Here is a 23,102-nt window from a genome sequence, read left to right as displayed (position 1 = left end):
GTGCTTCCCTCCAGGAATGGCAGTGCTCGTTATGGGTGCTGAGTGGTGCTTGGGATACGGACAAAGCGAAACAAGACAGCTGCGACGCGGACAGCGGCGCCGCTAGGAACGGGGCATGCTGGAATCGCGCACGACCAGTTCCGGAACCAGGGTCTGGCGCTGCATGTCGTCGGTGCCGGGGTGGTCGATCAACTGCAGCAGGCGGCGCAGCGCCTGCTCGCCAAGCCCGGCGATGCTGACCCGCATGGTGGTGAGAGAGGGGTGAACGAAGCGCGCCAGCGGAATGTCGTCGAAACCGGCCAGGGCGACCTCGTCGGGCACGCGCACGCCGGCCTGGGCGAAGGCGTACAGGCAGCCGAGCGCGGTCATGTCGTTGGCGGCGAACACCGCGTCGGGCAGCGGGCCGGCCTGCAGCAGCGCCTGCCCGGCGCGATGGCCGGAGGCTTCGTCGAACTGGCCGGGAAATTCCTGGCCCTGCGCCTGGCCCGGATGCGCGGCGATCGCGTCGCGGAATCCGCGCAGGCGTTCGCGCGCATCGAAGTTCAGTTCCGGACCGCCGACGAAGGCGATGCGGCGGTGGCCCATCGCCAGCAGGTGCTCGGTCATCGCCACCGCGCCGGCATGGTCGTCGATGCTCAGCACCGGATACTCGGCGCCGGGCAGATGGGTGTTGATCAGCACCGTCGGCAGCGCCTGCGGCAGGTTGTCGGTGAGGAAGCCGGGCCGCTCGGCATACGGCGACAGCACCAGCAGGCCGTCCACGCGCCCGCGCATCGCGCGCAGCGCGCGGCCCTGCTCTTCCGGATCGCCGTGGTAGCTGGACACCAGCAGGTGCTGGCGGCGCGCGCGCGCGGCACCGTCGATGCCGCGGATCAATTCGGAGAAGAACTCGCCGTACAGGTCCGGCAGCACCACGCCCAGGGTCTGGGTGCGGCGGCTGCTGAGGCTGCGCGCGGCCGCATGCGGGGTGTAGCGCAGGCGCTCGGCCACTTCCAGCACCAGCTTGCGCACCGGCTCGGCGACGTTCTCGTGCCCGTTGAGCGCACGCGACACCGTGGCCACGGATACCCGGGCCTCGCGTGCGACATCTTTGATGGTGATCGCGCTCTTCGCCATCGTGCCGCCCTCCGCGGCCGAGACATTGAGAAACTGGCGCGGACTGTAATCGTTTTCAGGACAGGGCAGAAGTGTTTTGTTAGTTTTTCAATAAAAACCTTTCAATTCAACCACTTGATTCATCGCAAAATCGCCGGAATCATGCCGCGTCGCAGCATAATGTCGCTGTGGATTCCGTTTTTCCTGGCTACCGCGGCATCGCCTGGCCCCGTGGCGAGCGGCCACGCGCGACCTGCGCGGTAAATCAGGCAACCTCGCGCGGCGCCTCGGCACGGATCGACAGCGCATGGATGTCGCTCTGCATCATCGCGCCGAGCACGGCATAGACCGCGCGGTGCCGGGCCAGCGGCGCCATGCCGGCGAACGCGGCGCTGACGATGCGCACATTGAAATGGCCGCGCCCGTCGCGCGCGCCGGCATGGCCGGCATGGCGATGGCTGTCGTCCTCGACCTCCAGCGCCTGCGGCGCGAACGCGGCCTGGAGCGCGGCGCGGATGCGTTCGACCCGGCCCGCGGCCGTCTCGCTCACGGCAGGCCCGCTCACGGTAAGGTCTTCCGGAACGGCCGCACCTCGACCCGCGCGTAAACACCCGCGGCCACGTACGGATCGGCCTCGGCCCAGGCCCGGGCCTGCGCCAGCGAATCGAACGCCGCCACCACCAGGCTGCCGCTGTAGCCGGCCGGACCCGGATCCTCGGCGTCGATCGCCGGGCACGGACCGGCCAGCAGCAGGCGTCCGGCCTGCTGCAATGCCTCCAGCCGGGCCAGGTGCGCCGGCCGCGCCGCCGCCCGCCGCGGCAGCGCATCGGCGCCGTCGTATCCTTCGATCACATACCACATACCGCCACCGCCCTTCGTTTCGCAGATGAACCCCGCACAATTCTAGCGCCACGGCGCTGGACACCGACCCGGCTGGCGCATTACCCTTGGGTCCATTGCACGCGGCCGGATGCAGCGGCCCGTCGGTGATTGGCTCCCCCAGCCCCTTCCGACGACCGATTCGCTGCCCGACACCGCCCGCGCAGACGTCCTCCTCAAGCTGTTCCATCGCCGCGACTCGTGCGGCGTATGCCTTGTGCCCTGTTGAAGTGTGTGTGGCTCGCGTTGCGGGGATGACGCGACATGCAACCGTAGTCCTGCAGGCAAGGCGCCGCGCCGGATCGCCCCTGCCCGGCCCTTCGCTACCGCAACACCTGATGTCCCTGATCTCCAACTGATGACCTCCGAACTCGCGCTCGACGCGAACCCGCCAATCCAGCCGACCGCGCCACAGCAGCAGGAAATGCCGCTGGCGGTGGTGCATGGGCAACCGGTCCTGCAGATCCCGCAGGACCTGTACATCCCGCCGGACGCGCTGGAAGTGATCCTGGATGCGTTCGAAGGCCCGCTCGACCTGCTGCTGTACCTGATCCGCCGGCAGAACCTGGACATCCTGGACATCCCCGTCGCCGAGATCACCCGGCAGTACGTGGACTACATCAACGTGATGCAGGAGCTGCGCTTCGAACTGGCGGCCGAATACCTGGTGATGGCCGCGATTCTGGCCGAGATCAAGTCGCGGATGCTGCTGCCGCGGCCGCCGGCGCAGGAAGGCGAGGAAGCCGATCCGCGCGCCGAACTGGTCCGCCGCTTGCAGGAGTACGAACGCTTCAAGCAGGCCGCGGAGGACATCGACGCGCTGCCGCGGCAGGACCGTGACACCACGCCAGTGCAGGCGCACGTGCCGGACCGCGCCGCGGTGAAGCTGCCGCCGCCGGTGGAGCTGAAGGAAATGCTGCTGGCGCTGTACGACGTGCTCAAGCGTGCCGAACTGTTCAGCGGCCACGCGATCAAGCGCGAAGCGCTGAGCGTACGGCAGCGGATGGGCGATGTGCTGAGCCGGCTGGACGACGGCCGATTCTACCGTTTCGAATCGCTGTTCAGCGCCGAGGAAGGCAAGCTGGGCGTGCTGGTCACCTTCCTGGCCTTGCTGGAACTGGCCAAGGAACAGCTGCTGGACATCGTCCAGGAGCCGATGGAGCAGGCCGTTCGCAATGGCGAACGGCTGCCGCTGGCGCCGATCTACGTCAAGTCGCTGGCGCTGGGCAACACCAACGAACCGCTGCAGTTCAACAGCGAGTTCGACGATACCGACGCCGCCAACGACCCTACCTGAGTTTTCGAAGACCCCCTTCCGCATGGATCAAGCGCTGATCAACCGCATCGTCGAGGCCGCCCTGCTCGCCGCCAACCAACCGCTGCCGCTGGCGCAGCTGCACGGCCTGTTCCCCGAGGACGAGCCGGCGCCGCCGGGCAGCATCGAGCGGGCGCTGGAGCAATTGCGCGAGGCCTGCGCCGGGCGCGGCGTGGAACTGGTGGAAGTGGCCTCGGGCTTCCGCTACCAGGTCAACAGCGAGGTGCACCCGTGGGTGGCGCGGCTGTGGACCGAACGCAAGACCCGCTACACCCGCGCCACGCTGGAAACCCTGGCGCTGATCGCCTACCGCCAGCCGATCACCCGCGGCGAGATCGAGCAGGTGCGCGGCGTGGCGGTCAGCAGCAACATCATCCAGGCGCTGGAAGAGCGCGAGTGGATCCGCGTGGTCGGCCACCGCGACGTGCCCGGCAAGCCGGCGCTGTTCGGCACCACCAAGGGCTTCCTCGACTACTTCGGGCTCAAGCGCCTGGACGAACTGCCGCCGCTGTCGGAACTGAAGGACATCGGCGAACTGGAACCGCAACTGCAGCTGGACCGCGACACCCTGCCGGTCGGCGACCTGGCCCAGGCCGGCGCGGACGTGGACAAGCCGGCAGCTGATGCCGACGCAGCCGACGCGCCGCCCGCCGCGGCGAGCGACGACGACGCCACATCCGATCTGGAGACGGCATCCGATTCGGACGCAGCGCAGGCCGACGGCGACAGCGCAGCTGCTGCCCACGCTGCGGACGCCACGGCCGCCGCACCCAGCGATAACCACACCGAACGCGACACCGATGCAGACGCCACCACGGCCGATGCCTCGTCTCCCGACACCGCCCCGACGGGCGAACCCGAAGCCGCGCCGGGAGAGCGCGCGGCGGATGCGAACGAAGCCGAAGACAACGCCGTCGCGACGACGACCGTGGCTGTTGACGATGCCGATTCCGAACCACAGGCCGACGCCCCCCGCGCCGGCCGGAGCCAAGTAAATGAGTGACACCTCCCGCAAGCTGTCGTTGAACAAGCTCTCGCTCAAGCGCGATACCGCCGGCGAGCAGCCGAAACTGGAAGAACGCCTGCACAAGGTCCTGGCCCAGGCCGGGCTGGGATCGCGCCGCGCGCTGGAGCAGCGCATCGCCGACGGCCTGGTCAAGGTCAACGGCGAAGTCGCGCAGACCGGCATGTCGGTCAAGAGCGGGGACCGGATCGAGCTGGACGGCCGCAGCTTCGTCGCCAGCGCGCTGACCGAGCCGGCACGCGTGCTGATCTACAACAAGCCCGAAGGCGAAGTGACCACGCGCGAAGACCCGGAAGGCCGCCCGACCATCTTCGAGGCGCTGCCGGCACTGAAGGGCGCGCGCTGGATCGCGATCGGCCGCCTGGACATCAACACCACCGGCCTGCTGCTGCTGACCACCGATGGCGAGATGGCCAACGCGATGATGCATCCGTCCTACGAGATCGAACGCGAGTACGTGGTGCGCGTGCGCGCCCCGGAAGGCGAGGACAATGTGCCCGACAGCATGGTCGAGCGCCTCTCGCGCGGCGTGCTGCTGGAAGACGGCAGCGCAAAGTTCGACGAGATCGAACGCATCGGCGGCACCGACTCGCACGACTGGTTCCGGGTGGTGGTCAAGGAAGGTCGCAACCGCGAAGTGCGCCGGCTGTGGGAATCGCAGGGCTGCCAGGTCAGCCGCCTCAAGCGCACCCGCTACGGCAAGGTCGGCCTGCCGCGCGAACTGCTGCGCGGGCAGTCGCTGGAACTGGCGCAGGACAAGGTCGAGGCGCTGCGCGCCGAACTGAACCTGGAAGAAGGCACCCCGTCGGCGCTGACCCTGCAGCCGGTGATCGGCCAGCGCAAGGCGGCCAAGGCCACCGTGCAGGTCGGCCGCGGCGGCAATGCCTACGTCAACGGCCACAACGTCGCCGACGAAGGCCGCGAGCTGCGCCGCTTCGACAACTTCCGCGAGGACCGCGGCCGCGGCCGCGGCGGCAAGAAGCCGCACGGCGGGCTGACCGTCAGCGGCGAGATGGCCGCCCAGCAGGCGCAGAAGCCGTTCAAGCAGCGCACCCCGAAGGGCCCCAAGCCGCTGCCGGACGGCAACCCCGCCGCGTTCCGCACCTGGTACGTGCCCGACGGCGTCAGCACCGGCCCGACCGGCCACCGCAATGCCGGTCCCGCCGCCGCGCGTGGCCCGGGGCAGGGCCAAGGCCAGGGCCGTCCCTACGGCAAGCCGCGCCCCGGCAGCGCCGGTGCCGGCCAGGGCGCAGGCCAGGGCCGCGGCGGCCAGGGTCAGGGACAAGGCCAGCGCAAGGCGCACCCGTACGGGCATCCGGGCAATGCGCCCAGCTTCCCGTCCGACCATGCCAACCCCGGTTTCAGCCCGTACGGCGCCGCACCGCGCTCGGCGCGTCCGGCCGGCCCGCGGGCCGACGGGCAGAAGCGCGGCCCGGGCGGTCCCGGTGGCCCCGGTGGTCGTCCGGCCGGCAATCGCCCCGGCGGCGGTCGCCCCGGCGGCGGTGGCAACCGCGGCCCGCGCGGCGGCGGCTGAACACCCCGCGGCCGGCACCCGTTGCCGGCCGCAGCAGCCAAGACCAAGGGCGCCTGCGCATGCGGCGCCCTTTTTGCTGGGCGCAGCAGCGGCAGGCGCTGCAGGATGTCCTCGCTGGTCAGCGGGAGATGGCACAGGCGATGCCGACGCAGACGCGCGCCGCGGTACCGCCGGCCAAGGTATGGCGTCGATTCCCGAGTCAGTCGCTGACGCTGTCGGGTCGCCGGCCGGCGCTGCCTGGCAGCGCCCGACTGGCGGTCGGGTCATCGAGCCGCGCGGTGTCGGCCGGCGGCCGGCGGCCCGACCCTCAACGTCGCTGTTGCGCGTGCGCGCTGCCGTCTCGGCGTTCTGGCACGGACAACATCTGGCTCCTTTACTGGCCTTGCCGCATGCACGCGCGAGCGTGGCGCGATCCGCTCGTGGCTGGATGCCGCTCCCTAAGGCGAGCCTGGCCGGCATTCCTGGCTGTACGCCACGGCATAGGATTTTTCCATGCACCGCGCCAGCCCTTCGACGACGTCCGCATTCGGCGGCCAGCGCATCTTGATCACCTGCCCGTCCTGCATCGGCAGTGCGATGACGCCGTCCTGCAACGGCGGCAGGTCCGGCGACGGCGGCAGCGCGTCCAGCGCCTTCTTTGCCGCCGCCAGGCCCTTCTTGTCGTGGGCGAGGAAGGCCATCGTCGCATCGACGTAGGGATTCCATCCGGTAGGGTCCTGCGGCGCAGGCTTCTTGGACGCCTGCATCAGCGCCATCGCGGCGGGATAGTCGCCGGCGAACGCGCGCAGCTGTCCCTCATGCCAATAGAGAAGGCCCGGGTCGTCGGGATGCGCCCTCCTGTAGTCGCGGACCAGATCGGCCGCGGCGGTTTCGCAGCCGGGACGCGCCGCTACGGCGCGCCAACCGCCGCCGGCACCGCGCACGTCCTGATCGAACTGTTGCCGATCCAAGGCCAGCAGCCCGGGCCTGTCGATCTCGCAGGCTTGCCTGCCCTGCCCGGCTGCGGACGCCTCGCGCGCCGACAGCAGCGCCATGAACACAATAGCCAGCCCGATCCTGCCCATCGATCGCCTCTCCTGCCTGCAGCATGCGCATACGCAGGATGTCGGTGGCGATCTTGCCACGCAAGCGACGGGCGACGAACCAGCGTTCGACCGGTCTGCGTCCGCACAGGTGGGACATGGCGTGAAGGTCCGCTGCGGCATCCGCGCATGGCCGCATTCCCGAGGCGCCGATGCGCAAAGCCGGCGAAGCCGATATCCTGCACATCCTGAGCTGCCCACTTTCGCGGCGGCGCCTCTACCTATCGGGAGATTCCATGTCACGGAAGATACTGCTGCCCCTGTTGATCGCCGCCGTGCTGAGCCTGGGCGCGTGCAAGAAAGTGCAGGAAGAAGTCGCCGCCGCGCAGAACCCCTACCCCAAGAGTTCGCCGCTGCATGAGCCGTTCGACCGCATGCTGCGCAAGCTGGTCAACGATCCGCGTTATGTCGCGCTGCTCGGCAAGGGCGACAAGACGCAGGCGCAGCGCGCCGGCTTCGAACTGGCGCAGAAGGGCATCGCCCGGCTCGATCACGCGACGCTGGAACAGCGCCTGGAAATCCTGGCGGCGGCCAGCGACAAAGTGGACGCCGCCAAGTGCGCGGTGCTGGCCCGCGGCGGCGATCCGCGCGACGCGCAGGCGATGAGCGCGGCCATGCTGCAGGGACTGGAAGCGCTGCCGCCGGCGCAGATCGATCAATGGTTCGACATTTCGCTCAAGGCCACCGACGCGCAGCTGAGCAACAAGCCGCCGCAAACCGTGGCGCCGGCCGACGTGCAAGCGGCGATGAACACGTTGATCACGTCCTTGCCGCCGGACCAGCAGCAGCGCCTGCTGAAGGTGCTGCCGCAGATGGCGCAGGCCAGCGACGAAGACGCCTGCTGGGCCGCGCGTACGCTGTACAAGCAGACCCTGGCCACCAAGGAACCGGTGCGCGGCCAGCTGGCCTGGGTGTTCGCTCAGCAGTGAGCGGACCTGCCGGCGCTGCAGCCTCCCTCGGGAAGCCGCAGCGCCCCCTGGCGCCGCTGCGATCGCAGACGGCGACGCGCGGCTCAGCGCCGCTCGATGGTGAAACCGCCGACCGCCACACCCAGGTCCCAGCCCTTGCCGGTGCCGGCCAGGGCCAGCGAGATATCGCCCTTGGTCATCACCTGCGCATCGGAGGACTTGACCGCGCCGGCATGCGCCTCGGCCACCGCATAGGTGCCGAACAGGTCGTTGAGGGTGTAGGCGCCGGTGAAGCGGCCGCGGCCGTCGACGATCTTCGACTTGCCCACGCTCAGGCCGCCGCCCTTGGCGCTGATCTTGACCGGGATCTTGGCGCCGTTGTCGCAGGTGATGGTGCCGGTACCGGTGGCGGTCTTGTAGAACACCGACCAGCCGGACAGGTTGAAGCGCAGCTGGCAATCGATGTTGCCGGCGGCATGCGCCTGCGGCATGAAGGCGATGCCGGCGAGCAGCGCGGCGGTGGTCAACAGTTTGTTGTACATGGCGACGCTCCGTGGATGGGAAAACCGCGCCGAGCGTAGCAGCGCGCCGCGCACGGCAGCGTGGTGAAAACCGCCTCCGGCACGGCACCGTTCAGCGATCGGCGTTGGCCGCGCCGAGGCTGAAGGCGTCGGCGTCGAGCATGGCCGGGAAGCGCGCGCGGTGCGCGGCCAGCGCCGCCGCCGAGATCGTGGTGGTGGCCACCTGCTCGCGCTCGCGGATCTCCAGCTGCGGCTGGCCGAGGAAGTCGATGACCGCGCTGTCGCCGGCATAGTGCAGGCCATTGCCGTCTTCACCCACCCGGTTGACCGCGGCCACGAAGCACAGGTTCTCGATCGCGCGCGCGCGCAGCAGGGTGCGCCACGGGTGGGCGCGCGCCGACGGCCAGTTGGCGACGAAGATCTGCAGGTCGAAATCCAGCTCGCCGGGGCGCTCGACGTCGTAGCGGTTGCGGCAGAACACCGGGAAGCGCAGGTCGTAGCAGACCTGCGGATTGATCCGCCAGCCCTTCCAGTCCACGCACAGCCGCTCGCGCCCGGCAGCATAGCGCTGGTGCTCGTTGGCGTAGCGGAACAGGTGGCGCTTGTCGTAGTGCTGCAGTGCGCCGTCGGGCGTTGCCCACAGCAGGCGGTTGAACACCTTCGCGACGCCGTCCTCGCCGGGTACGCGCAACTGCACGCTGCCGGTCACCGCCGCTCCCAGCCGCGCCGCCTGCTCGCGGATCCAAGCCACGGTCGGCCCGTCCATGCCCTCGGCCTGGTCCAGCGCCTCGTTGGAGAAACCGCTGGTGAAGGTCTCCGGCAGGATCACCAGATCGGTGGCCCCGGCCAGCGGCGCCAGCAGGTCGGCGTAGTGCGCGCGATTGCCGGCCGGATCGTGCCAGCGGGTGTCGCCTTGGATCAGGGAGATGCGGAGGTCGATGGGGTGCATGGAGAGTGTCCGGTTCTGAGGTGGCGGGACTCGGGACTCGGGACTGGGGACTCGTAAAAGCGACGTCGCCGATTCACGCTCTTGATTTTACGAGTCCCGAGTCCCGAGTCCCGGTGCGGCGCATCAGAGCCGCACCAATCGCTCGATCGCCGCATCCAGCGTCGCTTCGTTCTTGGCAAAGCACAGCCGGGCCAGGCGCTGGCCGGGCGGCGGGGTCTGGTAGAACGGCGACAGCGGGATCGCGGCCACGCCCTTCTCGATGGTCAGCCACTTCACGAACTCGGTGTCGGGCAGGTCGCTGATGGCCGAATAGTCCACCAGTTGGAAATAGCCACCCGGCACCGGCAATGGCTGCAGCCGGGTGCCCAGCAGCTGTTCGCGGAAGCGGTCGCGCTTGGCCTGGTAGAACGCGCCGAGCTGTTCGTCGTGCTCGGGCTCGTCGCGGATCATCGCGGCGAAGGCGTACTGGGCCGGGCCGAAGCTGGTGAAGGTGTTGTACTGGTGGACCTTGCGGAATTCGGCGCTCAGCGCCGGCGGCGCGATCGCGTAGCCGATCTTCCAGCCGGTGCAGTGGTAGGTCTTGCCGAAGCTGGAAATCACAAACGCGCGTTCGCGCAGTTCCGGCCAGCGCAGCACCGATTCGTGGCGGCGGCCGTCGAACACGATGTGCTCGTAGACTTCGTCGGAGATCAGCAAGATGTCGCTGCCGCGCAGCAGGTCGGCCACCGCCTGCAGGTCGTCGGCGCCGAGCATCGCGCCGGACGGGTTGTGCGGGCTGTTGAGGATCAGCAGCCGCGTGCGCGGGGTGATCGCCGCGCGTACCCGCTCCCAGTCCACCGCGAAGCTCTGCGGGTCCAGCGGCACGTGCACCGCGCGCGCGCCGGCCAGGTCGATCGCCGGCTCGTAGCTGTCGTAGGCCGGATCCAGCACGATCACTTCCTCGCCCGGCCGCACCACCGCATGGATGGCGTTGAACAGCGCCTCGGTGGCGCCGCTGGTCACGGTCACCTCGGTATCGGGGTCGACCTGCGCGCCGTAGCAGCGCAGCGCCTTGCCGGCGATCGCCTGGCGCAGCACCGGCACCCCGGTCATCGGCGGATACTGGTTGTGGCCGTCGCGCATCGCCTGGGCCAGCGTGTCGATCAGCCGCGCCGGTGCGGCGAAGTCGGGAAAGCCCTGGCCCAGGTTGACCGCGCCGTGCTCGGCGGCCAGTTGCGACATCACGGAGAAGATGGTGGTGCCCACCTTGGGCAGCTTGGTCTGCGGGTGCATGCGTCCGGGTACGGGAGCGGGAAAGCGTCGAGTGTACGCAAAGCCGCTTGCCGGCGATGCGTCGCCGCTGCGCAAAACAGCGTTCCTCACGCAGCCCCGCGGCACCGGCGCCGCCGTCGCCGCGGCGGCGCCCGCGCCGGGTGGCCGCATGCCGATACAATGCGCGCCTCCCGCACCCACCGCCTGCCACCGCGCCCGTCCCGGCGCGGCACTCCGCCGATGACCGATCCGCTGCATTCCCCGCCGCCGCTGCTGGCCGCGCACGGGCTCACCTTCGCCCGCGACGACGCCGCCGTGTTCGGTCCGCTGGACTTCCATCTGGATGCGGGCGAGGCGCTGCTGGTGCAGGGCGACAACGGCGCCGGCAAGACCACCCTGCTGCGGGTGCTGGTCGGGCTGCTGCGTGCCGAGGCCGGACGCATCGAGATCGACAGCCGCCCGGTGCGCCGCGGCGACCGCGCGCGCTACATGGCCTACCTCGGCCACCTGGGCGCGCTGAAGGCGGACCTGAGCACCCTGGAGAACCTGCACTACCTGTGCGGCCTGCAGGGCCGCCGCGCCAAGCAGATGCCGGGCAGCGCGCTGGCCATCGTCGGCCTGGCCGGCTACGAGGACACGCTGGTGCGGCAGCTGTCGGCCGGGCAGAAGAAGCGCCTGGCGCTGGCCCGGGTGTGGCTGTCGCCGGCGCCGCTGTGGCTGCTCGACGAGCCCTACGCCAACCTCGACCTGGACGGCATCACCCTGGTCAACCGGATGATCGCCGCGCACCTGCGCAGCGGCGGCGCGGCGCTGGTGACCACCCATGGCGCCTATGCCGCGCCGCCGGTGCGCACGCGCATGCTGAGCCTGAGCGGAGTGGCCGCATGAGCCTGGCCGCACCGCTGCCCTCGTTGTGGCAGGCCACCCGCGCGCTGCTGCTGCGCGACCTGCGCCTGCTGTGGCGGCGGCGTGGCGATGCGCTGCAGCCGGCGCTGTTCGCGCTGCTGATCGTGGCCCTGTTCGCGCTGGCGCTGGGCAACCAGCCGCGCCTGCTCGGCGAGGTCGCCGGCGCCGCGCTGTGGCTGGCCGCGCTGCTGGCCGGACTGCTGGCGCTGGACAGCCTGTTCCGCGGCGACGCCGAGGACGGCTCGCTGGAACAGTGGCTGCTGGCGCCGGTGCCGCTGGCCTGGCTGGTGCTGGTGCGGGTGCTGCTGCACTGGCTGACCACCGCGCTGCCGCTGATCGTGGCCACCCCGCTGCTCGGCGAATTGCTGCACCTGCCGCATGACCGCATGCCGGTGCTGCTGGCATCGTTGGCGCTGGGCACGCCGCTGCTGAGCCTGATCGGCGCGGTGGTGGCGGCGCTGACGGTGAGCATGAAGCGCGCCGGGATCCTGGTCGCGCTGCTGGCGCTGCCGCTGTACGTGCCGGTGCTGGTGTTTGGCGCCGGCAGCGTGGCGGCCGCGGCGCAGGGCCTGGACCCCGGTGGCGGCCTGCTGCTGCTGGCGGCCGGGCTGGTGCTGGGCCTGGTGCTGGCGCCGCTGGCGGCGGCCGCGGCGATCCGGATCTCGTTGAGCTGAGCGTGTCGGCGCCGCGTCCGCGCGGCGCGCGCCGTACCATCTGGTCTATTGTTGAAGCGCTGTCGCCGCACCGTCGCAAGCCCTCCGCCCGCTAGAATCGACCGCATGTCCTCCGTCGTCCGCTGGTTCCACCAACTCGGTTCGCCCCCCGCCTTCGACCGCTTCGCCGCGCGCTGGACGCCGTGGTGCTACCTGGCCGCGTTGCTGCTGGGCGGGCTGGGGATCTGGCAGGCGCTGTTCGTGGTGCCGGCCGACCGCCTGCAGAGCGACGCCTTCCGCATCCTCTACATCCACGTGCCCAGCGCCTGGATGAGCCTGTTCGTGTTCGGGCTGATGGCGCTGTACGCGGCGATCGCGCAGGTGTGGCGGATCAAGCTGTGCGAGGTGCTGGCGATGGCCTGCGCGCCGATCGGCGCCGCCTTCACCGTGATCACCCTGCTGACCGGCAGCATCTGGGGCAAGCCGATGTGGGGCGCCTGGTGGGACTGGGACCCGCGCCTGACCACCGAACTGATCCTGCTGTTCCTGTACATCGGGGTGATGGGCCTGTACCTGGCGATCGAGGACCGCCGCAACGCCGCGCGCGCCGCCGGGCTGCTGGCCATCGTCGGCGTGGTGCTGCTGCCGGTGATCCGCTATTCGGTGGTGTGGTGGAATTCGCTGCACCAAGGCCAGACCATCCGCCTGTTCGGCCAGTCGAGCATGGACCCGAGCATGCTGCCGCCGCTGTGGCTGATGGTGGCGGCGACCAAGTTCTGGTTCGCCGGCGCGCTGCTGGCGCGCGCGCGCGCCGACAACCTGCGCCGCGAGGCCGGCAAGGACTGGGTGGCGAAACTGGCGGAGGCGCGCGGATGAACTACCTGCCCTACGTGATCGGCGCCTATGCGGTGTTCGTCGGCGTGCTGCTGGCCGACTTCGTGCTGGCGCGGCTGCAGCTGCGCGGCGCCCTGCGCGCGGCGCGGCTACGCGCGCAGCGCAAGCAGCAGCCCAAGCCCGACCCGGCCGCGCTGGACCTGAGCCGATGACCCCGCAGCGCAAGCGCCGCCTGCTGCTGTTGATGGTGCTGGTGCTGGCCGCCGGCCTGACCACCACGCTGGTGGCGATGGCGCTGCAGCGCAATACCGCCTACCTGTACACCCCGGCCGAAGTGCTGGCCGGCCAGACCGGCGAGCACGCGCGCTTCCGCCTCGGCGGCATGGTCGAGAAAGGCTCGTTCCAGCGCGCGCCCGGCTCGCTACTGGCGCGGTTCCGGGTCACCGACGGCGACGCGCAGCTGACCGTCAGCTACGACCGGATCCTGCCCGACCTGTTCCGCGAAGGCCAGGCGGTGGTGGCCACCGGCCGCATGCACGACGGCGTGTTCGTGGCCGAGGACGTGCTGGCCAAGCACGACGAGACCTACATGCCCAAGGAACTGGAAGACAAGATGGGTAGTGCGCATCGCAAGCACGATGTGGCGGAGGCGGCGCGGTGACTGGAGTTTTTTGCGGGACTCGGGACTCGGGACTGGGGACTCGTAACAGCCAACGCCCAGGCCGCGCGCGGTCCCGCTTTTCCGGGTCCCGAGTCCCGAGTCCCGAGTCCCGGCCCCGCGATGCTCCCTGAACTCGGCCAAATCCTGCTCATCCTGGCCCTGCTCGCCGCGCTGCTGCAGGCGGCGCTGCCGCTGGCCGGTGCGCAGCGCGGCGACGCGCGCTGGATGGCGGTGGCGCGACCGGCCGCGTTCGCGCAGCTGGCGCTGGTCGCCGGCGCCTTCGCGGTGCTGACCCATGCGTTCCTGGTGCAGGATTTCTCGGTGGCCTACGTGGCCGAGAATTCCAATTCGCTGCTGCCGCTGGTGTACCGCTATTCGGCGGTGTGGGGCGCGCACGAAGGCTCGCTGCTGCTGTGGACGCTGATCCTGGCGCTGTGGACCGGCGCGGTGGCGCTATGCTCGCGCAGCCTGCCGGCGCCGGTGGTGGCGCGGGTGATCGGCACGCTGGCGCTGGTCAGTCTGGGCTTTTTGGCGTTCCTGCTGTTCACTTCCAACCCGTTCGCGCGGCTGCTGCCGGCGCCGCTGGAAGGCCGCGATCTCAATCCGCTGCTGCAGGATCCGGGGCTGGTGATCCATCCGCCGCTGCTGTACGCCGGCTACGTCGGCTTCGCGGTGCCGTTCGCGTTCGCGATCGCCGCGCTGCTCGACGGCCATATCGATGCGCGCTGGCTGCGCTGGACGCGGCCGTGGACCAACGTGGCCTGGGGCTTTCTGACCATCGGCATCGCCTTGGGCAGTTGGTGGGCGTACTACGAACTGGGCTGGGGCGGCTGGTGGTTCTGGGACCCGGTGGAGAATGCCAGCTTCATGCCGTGGCTGGCCGGCACGGCGCTGCTGCATTCGCAGGCGGTGACCGAAAAGCGCGGCAGCTTCACCGCATGGACGCTGCTGCTGGCGATCGCCGCGTTCTCGCTGTCGCTGCTTGGTACCTTCCTGGTGCGTTCGGGGGTGCTGACCAGCGTGCACTCCTTCGCCGCCGACCCTAGCCGCGGCCTGTTCATCCTGGTGTTCCTGAGCCTGGTGTGCGGCGGCGCGCTGCTGCTGTACGCGCTGCGCGGCGGACGCGTCGGCGCCAGCGCCGGCGACGAACGCCAGCGCTTCGCCGCGTCCTCGCGCGAGACCCTGCTGCTAGCCAACAACCTGCTGCTGACCTGCGCCTGCGCGATGGTGCTGCTGGGCACGCTGTATCCGCTGCTGGCCGACGCGCTGGGGCTGGGCAAACTGTCGGTCGGCCCGCCCTACTTTGGCACCTTGTTCGTGGTGCTGATGGCGCCGCTGGTGGCGCTGCTGCCGTTCGGGCCGCTGACCCGCTGGCAGCGCGAACAACCGTCGCGGCCGCTGGCGCTGCTGGCGCCGTGGGCCGGGCTGGCGCTGCTGGCCGGCGTGCTCGGTTTCTTCCTGGCGCCGCAGGGACCGTGGAAGACCGCCGCCGGCGTGGCCGGCGCGGCCTGGGTGCTGCTGGGCACCGCGCGCTTCGTGTGGAGCCGCTTCCAGCTCAAGGGCAGCCGCTTCACCGCCGAGATGCTGGGCATGACCCTGGCGCATGCCGGCATCGCCGTGTTCCTGACCGGTGCGCTGCTGGTCGAAGCGCTGGACCAGCAACGCGAAGTGGCGCTGGCGCCGGGGCAGAGCCTGCAGATGGGCCGCTACCGCTTCGAGTTCCAGAGCCTGGACCAGCTCCGCGGCCCCAACTACCTGTCCGAACGCGCGCACGTGCAGGTGCTGCGCGACGACCGCCCGCTGGCGCTGCTGCATCCGGAAAAGCGCGTCTACGCCAGCGGCGGGCAGAGCCTGAGCGAGGCCGGCATCCATCCCGGCCTGTTCGGCGACGTCTATATCGCCCTGGGCGAACCGCTGGGCGGCAACGCCTGGGCGATGCGCCTGCATGTCAAACCGTTCGTTCGCTGGATCTGGCTCGGCGCGGCGCTGATGGCGCTGGGCGGCTTCGTCACCGCCGGCGACCGGCGCTTCCGTCGTTCCCCGGAGAAATCCTGATGTCCGCTCCTGCTCCACGTCGTCTGCCGCTCGCCGCCATCGTGCTCGGCGCCCTGTTCTTCCTCGGCCTGCTGGCGCTGATGGTCTATGCGGTGCAACGTTCCGGCGTGGCCGATCGCGATGCGCTGCCGTCGGCGCTGATCGGCAAGCCGGCGCCGGCATTCGAGTTGCCGGTACTGCACGATGCGTCGATCCGCGTGCGCAGCGCCGAACTGCGCGGCGCGCCGTACGTGCTCAACGTGTGGGGCAGCTGGTGCGCCACCTGCCGCGAGGAACACCCGGTGCTGACCCGCTTCGCGCTGACCAAGCGCGTGCGGGTGATCGGCTACGACTGGAAGGACACCCGGCAGGATGCATTGCACTGGCTGGAGCAGTTGGGCAATCCGTTCTTCGTGGTGCTGTTCGATCCGGACGGGCGTACCGCGATCGACTGGGGCGTGGCCGCGGCGCCGGAGACCTTCCTGGTCGATGCGCGCGGCGTGGTGCGCTGGAAGCATTCCGGCGCCTTGACCGACCGGATCGTGCGCGACGAACTGCTGCCGGCGCTGCTGCAGGCCGAACGCGACACGCCGACCGCCAGGCAGGGCCGGGCCACGCCGTGACGCGCCGTTGGCTCGCGCTGCTGCTGGTGCTGCTGGCGTGCGCCGGGCACGCCGGCGCGCAGCCGGTGGCCGATCCGACTCCGCTGGCCTACCGCTCGGCGGCCGAGGAAGCGCGCTTCCACGCGCTGACCGCCGAACTGCGCTGCGTGCAGTGCCAGAACCAGTCGCTGGCCGACTCGCATGCGCAGATCGCGCTGGACCTGCGCCGCGAAGTGCTGCAACTGATGCAGCAGGGGCGTTCGGACGCGGAGATCAAGCGCTTCCTGGTCGATCGCTACGGCGAGTTCGTGCTGTACCGGCCGCAGCTGGAAGCGCGCACCTGGCTGCTGTGGTTCGGGCCGCTGGCGCTGCTCGGCGCCGGTGCGCTGCTGGTGGTCTGGGTGGTGCGCCGCCGCGCGCCGGCCGGCGCGGCGCCGCCAGCGCAGGAGGAACAGGAATGGTGAGCCGATGCTGAGCTGGGGCATGCATGCCGCCGCGGCGGTGCTGGCCGCGTTGGTGTTCGGCGCGGTGCTGTGGCCGTTGCGGCGCGGCCGCGGCCGCGGCGACATGGCGCTGCTCGGCGTCGCGGTGCTGGCGCTGGGCGTGGCCGCCGCCGCGCTGTACGCGCTGGTCGGCACGCCGCGCGCGCTGCAGGCGCAGAACCGCGAAGCGCCGCGCAATCTCGAAGACGGCGTGGCGCAGTTGCAGGCGGCGCTGGCCAAGGATCCCAACCGCGCCGAAGGCTGGGCGCTGCTGGCGCGCTCGCAGATGTCGCTGGGCCGCCCCAACGAAGCCGCCGCCGCGTTCGCCCGCGCCGTGCAGCTGGCGCCGGACGAAGCGCAATGGCTGGTGCAGGCGGCCGAAGCGCGCGCGCTGGCGGCGCCGCAGCGCCAGTTCGATGCGCAAGGCGTCGCCTGGCTGCGGCATGCCTTGCAGGTCGAACCGAACAACGAGCGCGCCGCCTGGTTCCTGGGCATTGCGCAGCGCCAACGCGGCCAGCCTGCCGAGGCCGCCGCGACCTGGGAAGCGCTGCTGCCGCGCGTGGATGCCGCCACCGCCGCCGCGCTGCGCCCGCAGATCGACGCGGCGCGCGCCGATGCCGGGTTGCCGGCACTGCCGGCTGCTGCTGCGCCAGGCGCTGCGGCAACGGCACCGGCAAGCGCGACCGCAGCGTCGAACGCCGCAGCAGCGCCTGCATCCGCCGCCGGCATGCTGACCGTCGCAGTGTCGCTGGACCCGCAATTCGCCGCACGGGTGCGCCTGCGCGGCGACGCCAGCGTGTTCGTGATCGCGCGCGTGCCTGGCGGCCCGCCGATGCCGGTCGCGGTGCAGAAGCACCCGCTGCAGTCGCTGCCGCTGCGCGTGACCCTGAGCGACAGCGACAGCCCGATGCCGACGCAGCAGCTGTCGCAGCTCAAGCAAGTGCAGGTGCTGGCGCGGCTCTCGAACAGCGGCAACGCGATGCGCCAGGAGGGCGACCTGGAATCGGCACCGGTGACAGTGACGCTGCCGGCGAAGACGCCGGTGGAGTTGGTGATCGGCAAGCCATAGCTCGGCTTCCCTGTAGGAGCGGCTTCAGCCGCGACAGGCACTCTCCGGAGCCGACATGGTCCCAGCGGCGATGTCGCGGCTGAAGCCGCTCCTACAAAGGCGCACGTGACGCCACACCCACGCCGCGTCCGCCGCGGCACGGCTAGAATCGGCGCATGACCGAATTCATCCCTCCCGGCAGCCGCTTCCTCGCCCTGCCCTCGCCGTTCCCGATGAAGCGCGGCGGCCAGCTGCGCGATGCGCGCGTCGCCTACGAGACCTGGGGCACGCTGGCGGCGGACCGCAGCAATGCGCTCCTGATCGTTACCGGCCTGTCGCCGGACGCGCACGCCGCCGCGCACGCCGATGATCCCACCCCCGGCTGGTGGGAGGCGATGCTCGGCGCCGGCAAGCCGATCGACACGCAGCGCTGGTTCGTGATCTGCGTGAATTCGCTGGGCAGTTGCAAGGGTTCGACCGGCCCGGCCTCGCCGCATCCGGACGACGCGCAACCCTATCGCCTGCGCTTCCCGGAACTGTCGATCGAAGACGTGGCCGACGCTGCCGCGCACGTGGTGCGCGCGCTGGACATCGAGCGGCTGGCATGCCTGATCGGCAACTCGATGGGCGGCATGACCGCGCTGGCGCTGCTGCGCCGGCATCCGGGGCTGGCGCGCAGCCATATCAACATCTCCGGCAGCGCGCAGGCGTTGCCGTTCTCGATCGCGATCCGCTCGCTGCAGCGCGAGGCGATCCGCCTGGATCCGAACTGGAACGGCGGCGACTACGATGAAGCCACGTATCCGGAGTCGGGCATGCGCATGGCGCGCAAGCTGGGCGTCATCACCTACCGTTCGGCGCTGGAATGGGATGGCCGCTTCGGCCGCGTGCGGCTGGATTCGGACCAGGCCGACGAGGATCCGTTCGGCCTGGAATTTCAGGTCGAAAGCTATCTGGAAGGCCATGCGCGGCGCTTCGTGCGCCGCTTCGATCCGAACTGTTACCTGTACCTGAGCCGTTCGATGGACTGGTTCGACCTCGCCGAATACGCCGATGGCGACGTGCTCGCCGGGCTGGCGACGCTCCGCATCGAGCGCGCGCTGGCGATCGGCGCCAACACCGACATCCTGTTCCCGGTGCAGCAGCAACAACAGATCGCCGACGGCCTGCGCGCCGGCGGCGCCGAGGCGCAGTTCCTGGGCCTGGACTCGCCGCAGGGACACGACGCGTTCCTGGTCGATTTCGCGCGTTTCGGTCCGGCGGTGAAGGGGTTTTTGGATGCGCTGTAGCCGATCCTCCAGCAGCGGCTGGCATCGCGCTTCGTTGTCGGGCGCGGATGAGGGGTTTACCGCTCCGTTCGTCGCGGCTGAAGTCGCTCCCACGGAGAGCGTCTTGCGAGCGCGGGAATCTGACGCCTCATGTAGGAGGGGCTTCAGCCCCGACAGGTAGTTCGGCCCCGAGATGTGGTCGCGGATGGATGGCTCGCGGCTTCGTTCGTCGCGGCTGACGCCGCTCCTACAGGGAGCGTCGTGCGAGCGCGGGAATCTGCCGCCTCATGTAGGAGGGGCTTCAGCCCCGACGGGTAGTTCGGCCCCGAGATGTGGTCGCGGATGGATGGCTCGCGGCTTCGTTCGTCGCGGCTGAAGCCGCTCCTACAGGGAGCGTCGTGCGAGCCCGGGAATCTGCCGCCTCATGTAGGAGGGGCTTCAGCCCCGACGGGTAGTTCGGCCCCGAGATGTGGTCGCGGATGGATGGCTCGCGACTTCGTTCGTCGCGGCTGAAGCCGCTCCTACAGGGAGCGTCGTGCGAGCGCGGGAATCTGCCGCCTCATGTAGGAGGGGCTTCAGCCCCGACAGGTAGTTCGGCCCCGAGATGTGGTCGCGGATGGATGGCTCGCGACTTCGTTCGTCGCGGCTGAAGCCGCTCCTACAGGGAACGTCGTGCGAGCGCGGGAATCTGCCGCCTCATCTAGGAGGGGCTTCAGCCCCGACAGGTAGTTCGGCCCCGAGATGTGGTCGCGGATGGATGGCTCGCGGCTTCGTTCGTCGCGGCTGAAGCCGCTCCTACAGGGAGCGTCGTGCGAGCGCGGGAATCTGCCGCCTCATGTAGGAGGGGCTTCAGCCCCGACAGGTAGTTCGGCCCCGAAATGTGGTCGCGGACGGATGTCTTGCGGCTTCGTTCGTCGCGGCTGAAGCCGCTTGTGTCTGGAGATTGCTCTACAGTTTGAGTGGAGAGCGATGTGCGGCACGCCGACAGGCCGTAGTGTTCAAGCACGTGTAGGAGCCAGGGCGGCCGCACATCGACCTCGTTGCCTAGCCCGAACAGTTGAACGAGCGTTCGCTCGAACTTCACAAGCGTGGGCAGCGACGAGGTGGCTCTCTCCTGTCCCCCAGTCTACCTAACGCTTATGCCTCTTTGGATCGGTATCGATGTGTTGTGGTCAAGTTTTGGTGGACACGTGGATAGGGGGTTTCAGGTAGTGGCTTTCTCGTAGTCGGCTGGAGATCGATAGCCGAGGGTGGAGTGCAGGCGGTGGGTGTTGTAGAAGCCGACGATGTAGTGGGTGATATCGGCGATGGCCTCGTTGGGGTTGGTGTAGCGACGCTGCCAGACGCGCTCCATTTTCAGGCTCAGGAAGAACCGCTCCATTACCGCGTTGTCCCAGCAGTTGCCCTTGCGGCTCATGCTGGCCACCAGCTTGTGCTTGGTCAGCAGGTCGCGGTGGGCCTGGCTGGCGTACTGGCTGCCGCGGTCGCTATGCACGATCAGCCCCGGCTTGGGCTGGCGCAGGGCAATGGCCATCTGCAAGGCGGTACAGACCAGCTCGGCCGGCATGGTCGGTGCCATTGCCCAGCCCACCACCTTGCGCGAGTACAGGTCCAGCACCGCGGCCAGGTACAGCCAGCCGCGCTCGGTGCGGATGTAGGTGATATCGGCCACCCAGGCCTGGTCGAGGGCGTCCGGGTTGAAGCGCCGATCCAGATGGTTGTCCGCCACCGGCATCTCGTGTCGGCTGTCGGTGGTATGGACGAACTTGCGCCTCCAGCGCGCCTTCAGTCCCTGCTGCTTCATCAGGCGGCGGACTCGATGGCGACTGGCGGGCAGACCCTGGGCCTTCAGGCTCGCGCTCAGCCGGCGGCTGCCATAGTTGCCGCCGCTGGCCTGGAACGCCGTCTGCAATGGCGCAGCGAGCGTGCACGCCCTCGGTGCTGAGCGCCGCCGACGGGCCGCATACAGCCCCGAGCGGCTCACGCCCAGCAGCTGGCACAGCCGGGCGGTTGCGGCCTTCTCCTGCCACTGATCGATCATCTGCTGGATCATTTCAGTTCCCGGGCGAAGAAGGCCGATGCTTTTTTTAACAAGCTGTTGTCCTCACGCAGTCGCTGGTTCTCCCGTTCCAACTCACGGATGCGTTGCTGCTCGGGGGTCAGGGGCCGACCTTGCCCAGGCTGGCCGGCATGCTCGGCCTCGTATTGGGCCAGCCAGCGACGCACGGCGCTATCGACCAAGTCCAGGTCGCGGCACACCTGACCCACGCTCAGGCCTTGGTCGCGGATCATTTGCACCACCTGCAGCTTGAAGGCGGTATCGAAATTTCTACGGATACGGGGCGTCATGTCGTTCAAAGTCCTCGCTGGGGATGATCATCCCCTATCGAGGTGTCCACGAGAATTAGACCAGGACAATGTGGCCAAGGACACCTTGGCCGTCCACGTGCTTCCCCTGGACCAGTTGCTGTCCTTTCCCAATACCGCCCAGGGCCACCAGCGCCTGTGCGACCACCTTGCCGGGCACTGCGTCGGCAACGCGCTGCTGGAGGCCACCGGCGGCTACGAACGGGCGGTGATGACGGCACTGGCCACGGCAGGGATCCCGGTGACCCGGATCAATCCGCGCCGGGCACGCGCTTTCGCCACGGCCTTGGGCACAACCGCCAAGACCGATCCGCTGGATGCGGCCTTGCTGGCGCGCATGGCTCACCTGGTGCAAGCGCCCGCGCCGGCTCCCGATCCCTTGCGTGAGCAACTGCGCATGCTGGTCCAGCGCCGCGAGCAACTGGTCCAGCAACGTGACGACGAGCGCCGTCGCTTGCATCAGGCGACCCTGGCCATGGTGCGCGCGTGCCTGATCGAGCAGATCGGCGACGTGCGCCGCCGTATCCAGCGGATGAACCAGGCGATCAAGCAGGTGCGGTGCCAGCTCGACGATGCGCTGGCGCACGCCCTGGGCACGGTCCCGGGCATCGGCGAGGTCACCACCGCCAGCCTGATGGCCTATCTGCCCGAACTGGGGACGCTGGATCGTCGCCAGATCGCGGCCCTGGTCGGCCTGGCTCCCTACAACGTGGACAGCGGGCAGCACTGCGGCAAACGCCGCATCCGCGGCGGGCGTGCCACGATCCGACGAGTGCTGTACATGGCCTGTTGGAGCGTTGTGCGCACTCAAGCCTCCTTCAAGGAGCGTTATCAACAGTTACGGGCACGCGGCAAGCCCGCCAAGGTCGCCATCACCGCATGCATGCGCGTGCTGCTTATCCGACTCAACGCCATGGCACGAGATCGCACACCATGGCGTGAGGTTATCGGATGAGAAGACAGTTGCTCCTACAGGGAGCGTCGTGCGAGCGCGGGAATCTGCCGCCTCATGTAGGAGGGGCTTCAGCCCCGACAGGTAGTTCGGCCCCGAGATGTGGTCGCGGATGGATGGCTCGCGGCTTCGCTCGCCGCGCCTGAAGGCGCTCCTACAGGGGCGCGATCCACCCTGGCGTTGGCGGGCGGGAACCGTGGCGAATGCTGCGCAGCGTCTGGCGCTGGGCGCGATCGGCGGGGCATCGACACCAACAGCGGACGGACCATCGCGGCGGCGCGGACCCGAGGTCGCCGTTACTTCACCACGCGCAGATGCGGACGCTTGCCGCCGGCGCCATCGTCGGAACCGCTGGGCCGCGGCGGCGGGGTGTCGTCGCCCGGCGGCTCGCCGGCGCCGTGGATGTCGTCCGGCAGCGCCATGCCCTGCCCGGTCTCGCGCGCATACACCGCCAGCACCGCGGCCATCGACACCTGCACCGGATAGCTGACGCCGCCGAAGCGCGCGGTGAAGCTGACCCCGTCGTTGTCGATCTGCAGCCGCACCACCGCGCGTTCGGCGATGTTGAGCACCACCCGGCCGTCCTTGACCGCGCTCGGCGGCACCTGCACGTTGGGCAGGCCCGCATCCACCAGGATGTGCGGGGTCATGCCGTTGTCGTTGATCCACTCCACCAGCGCCCGCAACAGGTACGGGCGATGGCTGGTCATGCGGGAAATATCGTCGGTCATGCGCCA

At 69.7% G+C, this 23,102-nt stretch carries 24 protein-coding genes; 15 read left to right on the top strand and 9 right to left on the bottom strand.

Translation table 11 applies throughout. The features are described 5' to 3' along the window. Window positions 1-102: 102 nt before the first annotated feature. The 3 genes from KHF85_RS08320 to KHF85_RS08310 form a co-directional block, all read right to left on the bottom strand. Window positions 103-1,116, bottom strand: a complete 1,014-nt coding sequence (locus KHF85_RS08320) for a LacI family DNA-binding transcriptional regulator (RefSeq protein ID WP_009593190.1) — start codon at window positions 1,114-1,116, stop codon at window positions 103-105. Window positions 1,117-1,360: 244 nt separating this feature from the next. Further along, window positions 1,361-1,660: a BolA family protein gene (locus KHF85_RS08315; RefSeq protein ID WP_081274893.1), complete on the bottom strand. Its 300-nt coding sequence runs from the start codon at window positions 1,658-1,660 to the stop codon at window positions 1,361-1,363. After that, window positions 1,657-1,956 (bottom strand): YciI family protein, encoded by a 300-nt coding sequence (locus KHF85_RS08310; RefSeq protein ID WP_003471764.1) that lies wholly within the window; start codon window positions 1,954-1,956, stop codon window positions 1,657-1,659. Before KHF85_RS08310 ends, KHF85_RS08315 begins: the two co-directional genes overlap by 4 nt. Window positions 1,957-2,332: 376 nt before the next feature. Here KHF85_RS08310 and KHF85_RS08305 point away from each other — a divergent pair, with 376 nt between their 5' ends. From KHF85_RS08305 to KHF85_RS08295, 3 genes are read left to right on the top strand one after another with little or no spacing between them, the layout of a single operon-like run. Further along, window positions 2,333-3,271 (top strand): segregation and condensation protein A, encoded by a 939-nt coding sequence (locus KHF85_RS08305; protein ID WP_003471766.1) that lies wholly within the window; start codon window positions 2,333-2,335, stop codon window positions 3,269-3,271. 22 nt (window positions 3,272-3,293) lie between these two features. Continuing rightward, window positions 3,294-4,292 (top strand): SMC-Scp complex subunit ScpB, encoded by a 999-nt coding sequence (gene scpB, locus KHF85_RS08300; protein WP_284569208.1) that lies wholly within the window; start codon window positions 3,294-3,296, stop codon window positions 4,290-4,292. Next, a complete protein-coding gene (locus KHF85_RS08295; protein ID WP_284569207.1) occupies window positions 4,285-5,847 on the top strand; it encodes a pseudouridine synthase in 1,563 nt (520 codons plus the stop codon). Before scpB ends, KHF85_RS08295 begins: the two co-directional genes overlap by 8 nt. Before the next feature lie 437 nt (window positions 5,848-6,284). On the opposite strand, the gene KHF85_RS08290 is transcribed toward KHF85_RS08295, so the two are convergent. After that, entirely contained in the window at window positions 6,285-6,911 is a 627-nt protein-coding gene (locus tag KHF85_RS08290) for a hypothetical protein (RefSeq protein ID WP_284569206.1), read from the bottom strand. Between the two features lie 254 nt (window positions 6,912-7,165). Between KHF85_RS08290 and KHF85_RS08285 the strand changes: the two genes are divergently transcribed. Further along, window positions 7,166-7,858 carry a hypothetical protein gene (locus KHF85_RS08285; protein ID WP_284569205.1) on the top strand — a complete coding sequence of 231 codons (693 nt, stop codon included), beginning with the start codon at window positions 7,166-7,168 and terminating at the stop codon, window positions 7,856-7,858. Window positions 7,859-7,941: 83 nt separating this feature from the next. Here KHF85_RS08285 and KHF85_RS08280 read toward each other — a convergent pair whose 3' ends face one another. From KHF85_RS08280 to KHF85_RS08270, 3 genes are all read right to left on the bottom strand, one after another. Beyond that, window positions 7,942-8,379 carry a hypothetical protein gene (locus tag KHF85_RS08280; RefSeq protein WP_284569204.1) on the bottom strand — a complete coding sequence of 146 codons (438 nt, stop codon included), beginning with the start codon at window positions 8,377-8,379 and terminating at the stop codon, window positions 7,942-7,944. A gap of 91 nt (window positions 8,380-8,470) precedes the next feature. Further along, window positions 8,471-9,307, bottom strand: a complete 837-nt coding sequence (locus KHF85_RS08275; protein ID WP_284569203.1) for an amidohydrolase — start codon at window positions 9,305-9,307, stop codon at window positions 8,471-8,473. A 123-nt stretch (window positions 9,308-9,430) separates the two neighbouring features. Then, a complete protein-coding gene (locus KHF85_RS08270; RefSeq protein WP_284569202.1) occupies window positions 9,431-10,579 on the bottom strand; it encodes a pyridoxal phosphate-dependent aminotransferase in 1,149 nt (382 codons plus the stop codon). 219 nt (window positions 10,580-10,798) lie between these two features. Here KHF85_RS08270 and ccmA point away from each other — a divergent pair, with 219 nt between their 5' ends. The 10 genes from ccmA to metX all read left to right on the top strand — a co-directional run bounded on the left by ccmA (window position 10,799) and on the right by metX (window position 19,067). After that, window positions 10,799-11,446, top strand: a complete 648-nt coding sequence (gene ccmA, locus KHF85_RS08265) for a heme ABC exporter ATP-binding protein CcmA (protein ID WP_108084912.1) — start codon at window positions 10,799-10,801, stop codon at window positions 11,444-11,446. After that, a complete protein-coding gene (gene ccmB / locus KHF85_RS08260) occupies window positions 11,443-12,138 on the top strand; it encodes a heme exporter protein CcmB (protein WP_009593099.1) in 696 nt (231 codons plus the stop codon). Before ccmA ends, ccmB begins: the two co-directional genes overlap by 4 nt. 105 nt (window positions 12,139-12,243) lie before the next feature. Next, the gene (gene ccmC, locus KHF85_RS08255; protein WP_009593098.1) at window positions 12,244-12,993 is read left to right on the top strand and encodes a heme ABC transporter permease CcmC; all 750 of its coding nucleotides are present in this window, start codon (window positions 12,244-12,246) and stop codon (window positions 12,991-12,993) included. Then, window positions 12,990-13,163, top strand: coding sequence for a heme exporter protein CcmD (locus KHF85_RS08250; RefSeq protein WP_009593097.1), 174 nt, complete (start codon window positions 12,990-12,992; stop codon window positions 13,161-13,163). Before ccmC ends, KHF85_RS08250 begins: the two co-directional genes overlap by 4 nt. Beyond that, entirely contained in the window at window positions 13,160-13,612 is a 453-nt protein-coding gene (gene ccmE, locus KHF85_RS08245; RefSeq protein WP_284569201.1) for a cytochrome c maturation protein CcmE, read from the top strand. Before KHF85_RS08250 ends, ccmE begins: the two co-directional genes overlap by 4 nt. A gap of 120 nt (window positions 13,613-13,732) precedes the next feature. Beyond that, the gene (locus KHF85_RS08240) at window positions 13,733-15,667 is read left to right on the top strand and encodes a heme lyase CcmF/NrfE family subunit (RefSeq protein ID WP_284569200.1); all 1,935 of its coding nucleotides are present in this window, start codon (window positions 13,733-13,735) and stop codon (window positions 15,665-15,667) included. Further along, window positions 15,667-16,269: a DsbE family thiol:disulfide interchange protein gene (locus KHF85_RS08235; protein WP_284569199.1), complete on the top strand. Its 603-nt coding sequence runs from the start codon at window positions 15,667-15,669 to the stop codon at window positions 16,267-16,269. The genes KHF85_RS08240 and KHF85_RS08235 overlap by 1 nt, the downstream gene beginning before the upstream one ends. After that, a complete protein-coding gene (locus KHF85_RS08230) occupies window positions 16,266-16,712 on the top strand; it encodes a cytochrome c-type biogenesis protein (protein ID WP_284569198.1) in 447 nt (148 codons plus the stop codon). The genes KHF85_RS08235 and KHF85_RS08230 overlap by 4 nt, the downstream gene beginning before the upstream one ends. 4 nt (window positions 16,713-16,716) lie before the next feature. Further along, window positions 16,717-17,799, top strand: coding sequence for a tetratricopeptide repeat protein (locus KHF85_RS08225; protein WP_284569197.1), 1,083 nt, complete (start codon window positions 16,717-16,719; stop codon window positions 17,797-17,799). Window positions 17,800-17,954: 155 nt separating this feature from the next. Beyond that, complete coding sequence (gene metX, locus KHF85_RS08220) at window positions 17,955-19,067, top strand: homoserine O-acetyltransferase MetX (RefSeq protein ID WP_284569196.1); 1,113 nt, start codon at window positions 17,955-17,957, stop codon at window positions 19,065-19,067. Window positions 19,068-20,250: 1,183 nt separating this feature from the next. On the opposite strand, the gene KHF85_RS08215 is transcribed toward metX, so the two are convergent. Continuing rightward, a protein-coding gene (locus KHF85_RS08215) for an IS3 family transposase (RefSeq protein WP_284566970.1) occupies window positions 20,251-21,395 on the bottom strand; the annotation gives its coding sequence in 2 pieces (ribosomal slippage) (window positions 20,251-21,143 and window positions 21,143-21,395; 1,146 coding nt in all). Between the two features lie 70 nt (window positions 21,396-21,465). Here KHF85_RS08215 and KHF85_RS08210 point away from each other — a divergent pair. Then, window positions 21,466-22,368 carry an IS110 family RNA-guided transposase gene (locus KHF85_RS08210; RefSeq protein WP_284569195.1) on the top strand — a complete coding sequence of 301 codons (903 nt, stop codon included), beginning with the start codon at window positions 21,466-21,468 and terminating at the stop codon, window positions 22,366-22,368. Window positions 22,369-22,661: 293 nt separating this feature from the next. Here the strand turns inward: KHF85_RS08210 and KHF85_RS08205 are convergent, their stop codons facing one another. Then, window positions 22,662-23,096, bottom strand: a complete 435-nt coding sequence (locus tag KHF85_RS08205; protein WP_284569194.1) for a ClpXP protease specificity-enhancing factor — start codon at window positions 23,094-23,096, stop codon at window positions 22,662-22,664. Window positions 23,097-23,102: the final 6 nt, after the last annotated feature.

It is taken from the genome of Xanthomonas graminis pv. graminis, from assembly GCF_030168915.1.
GTDB classification, from domain to species: Bacteria; Pseudomonadota; Gammaproteobacteria; order Xanthomonadales; family Xanthomonadaceae; genus Xanthomonas_A; species Xanthomonas_A translucens.
Note: the sequence above shows the minus strand (reverse complement) of the source record. Positions and strands in the feature narration are given on the sequence as shown.

Bases quoted from the DNA above. Each gene is read 5' to 3' on its own strand.
- KHF85_RS08320 (WP_009593190.1), bottom strand. From the start codon at position 1,116: ATGGCGAAGAGCGCGATCACCATCAAAGATGTCGCACGCGAGGCCCGG.
- KHF85_RS08310 (WP_003471764.1), bottom strand. From the start codon at position 1,956: ATGTGGTATGTGATCGAAGGATACGACGGCGCCGATGCGCTGCCGCGG.
- KHF85_RS08305 (WP_003471766.1), top strand. From the start codon at position 2,333: ATGACCTCCGAACTCGCGCTCGACGCGAACCCGCCAATCCAGCCGACC.
- scpB (WP_284569208.1), top strand. From the start codon at position 3,294: ATGGATCAAGCGCTGATCAACCGCATCGTCGAGGCCGCCCTGCTCGCC.
- KHF85_RS08295 (WP_284569207.1), top strand. From the start codon at position 4,285: ATGAGTGACACCTCCCGCAAGCTGTCGTTGAACAAGCTCTCGCTCAAG.
- KHF85_RS08290 (WP_284569206.1), bottom strand. From the start codon at position 6,911: ATGGGCAGGATCGGGCTGGCTATTGTGTTCATGGCGCTGCTGTCGGCG.
- KHF85_RS08285 (WP_284569205.1), top strand. From the start codon at position 7,166: ATGTCACGGAAGATACTGCTGCCCCTGTTGATCGCCGCCGTGCTGAGC.
- KHF85_RS08280 (WP_284569204.1), bottom strand. From the start codon at position 8,379: ATGTACAACAAACTGTTGACCACCGCCGCGCTGCTCGCCGGCATCGCC.
- KHF85_RS08275 (WP_284569203.1), bottom strand. From the start codon at position 9,307: ATGCACCCCATCGACCTCCGCATCTCCCTGATCCAAGGCGACACCCGC.
- KHF85_RS08270 (WP_284569202.1), bottom strand. From the start codon at position 10,579: ATGCACCCGCAGACCAAGCTGCCCAAGGTGGGCACCACCATCTTCTCC.
- ccmA (WP_108084912.1), top strand. From the start codon at position 10,799: ATGACCGATCCGCTGCATTCCCCGCCGCCGCTGCTGGCCGCGCACGGG.
- ccmB (WP_009593099.1), top strand. From the start codon at position 11,443: ATGAGCCTGGCCGCACCGCTGCCCTCGTTGTGGCAGGCCACCCGCGCG.
- ccmC (WP_009593098.1), top strand. From the start codon at position 12,244: ATGTCCTCCGTCGTCCGCTGGTTCCACCAACTCGGTTCGCCCCCCGCC.
- KHF85_RS08250 (WP_009593097.1), top strand. From the start codon at position 12,990: ATGAACTACCTGCCCTACGTGATCGGCGCCTATGCGGTGTTCGTCGGC.
- ccmE (WP_284569201.1), top strand. From the start codon at position 13,160: ATGACCCCGCAGCGCAAGCGCCGCCTGCTGCTGTTGATGGTGCTGGTG.
- KHF85_RS08240 (WP_284569200.1), top strand. From the start codon at position 13,733: ATGCTCCCTGAACTCGGCCAAATCCTGCTCATCCTGGCCCTGCTCGCC.
- KHF85_RS08235 (WP_284569199.1), top strand. From the start codon at position 15,667: ATGTCCGCTCCTGCTCCACGTCGTCTGCCGCTCGCCGCCATCGTGCTC.
- KHF85_RS08225 (WP_284569197.1), top strand. From the start codon at position 16,717: ATGCTGAGCTGGGGCATGCATGCCGCCGCGGCGGTGCTGGCCGCGTTG.
- metX (WP_284569196.1), top strand. From the start codon at position 17,955: ATGACCGAATTCATCCCTCCCGGCAGCCGCTTCCTCGCCCTGCCCTCG.
- KHF85_RS08205 (WP_284569194.1), bottom strand. From the start codon at position 23,096: ATGACCGACGATATTTCCCGCATGACCAGCCATCGCCCGTACCTGTTG.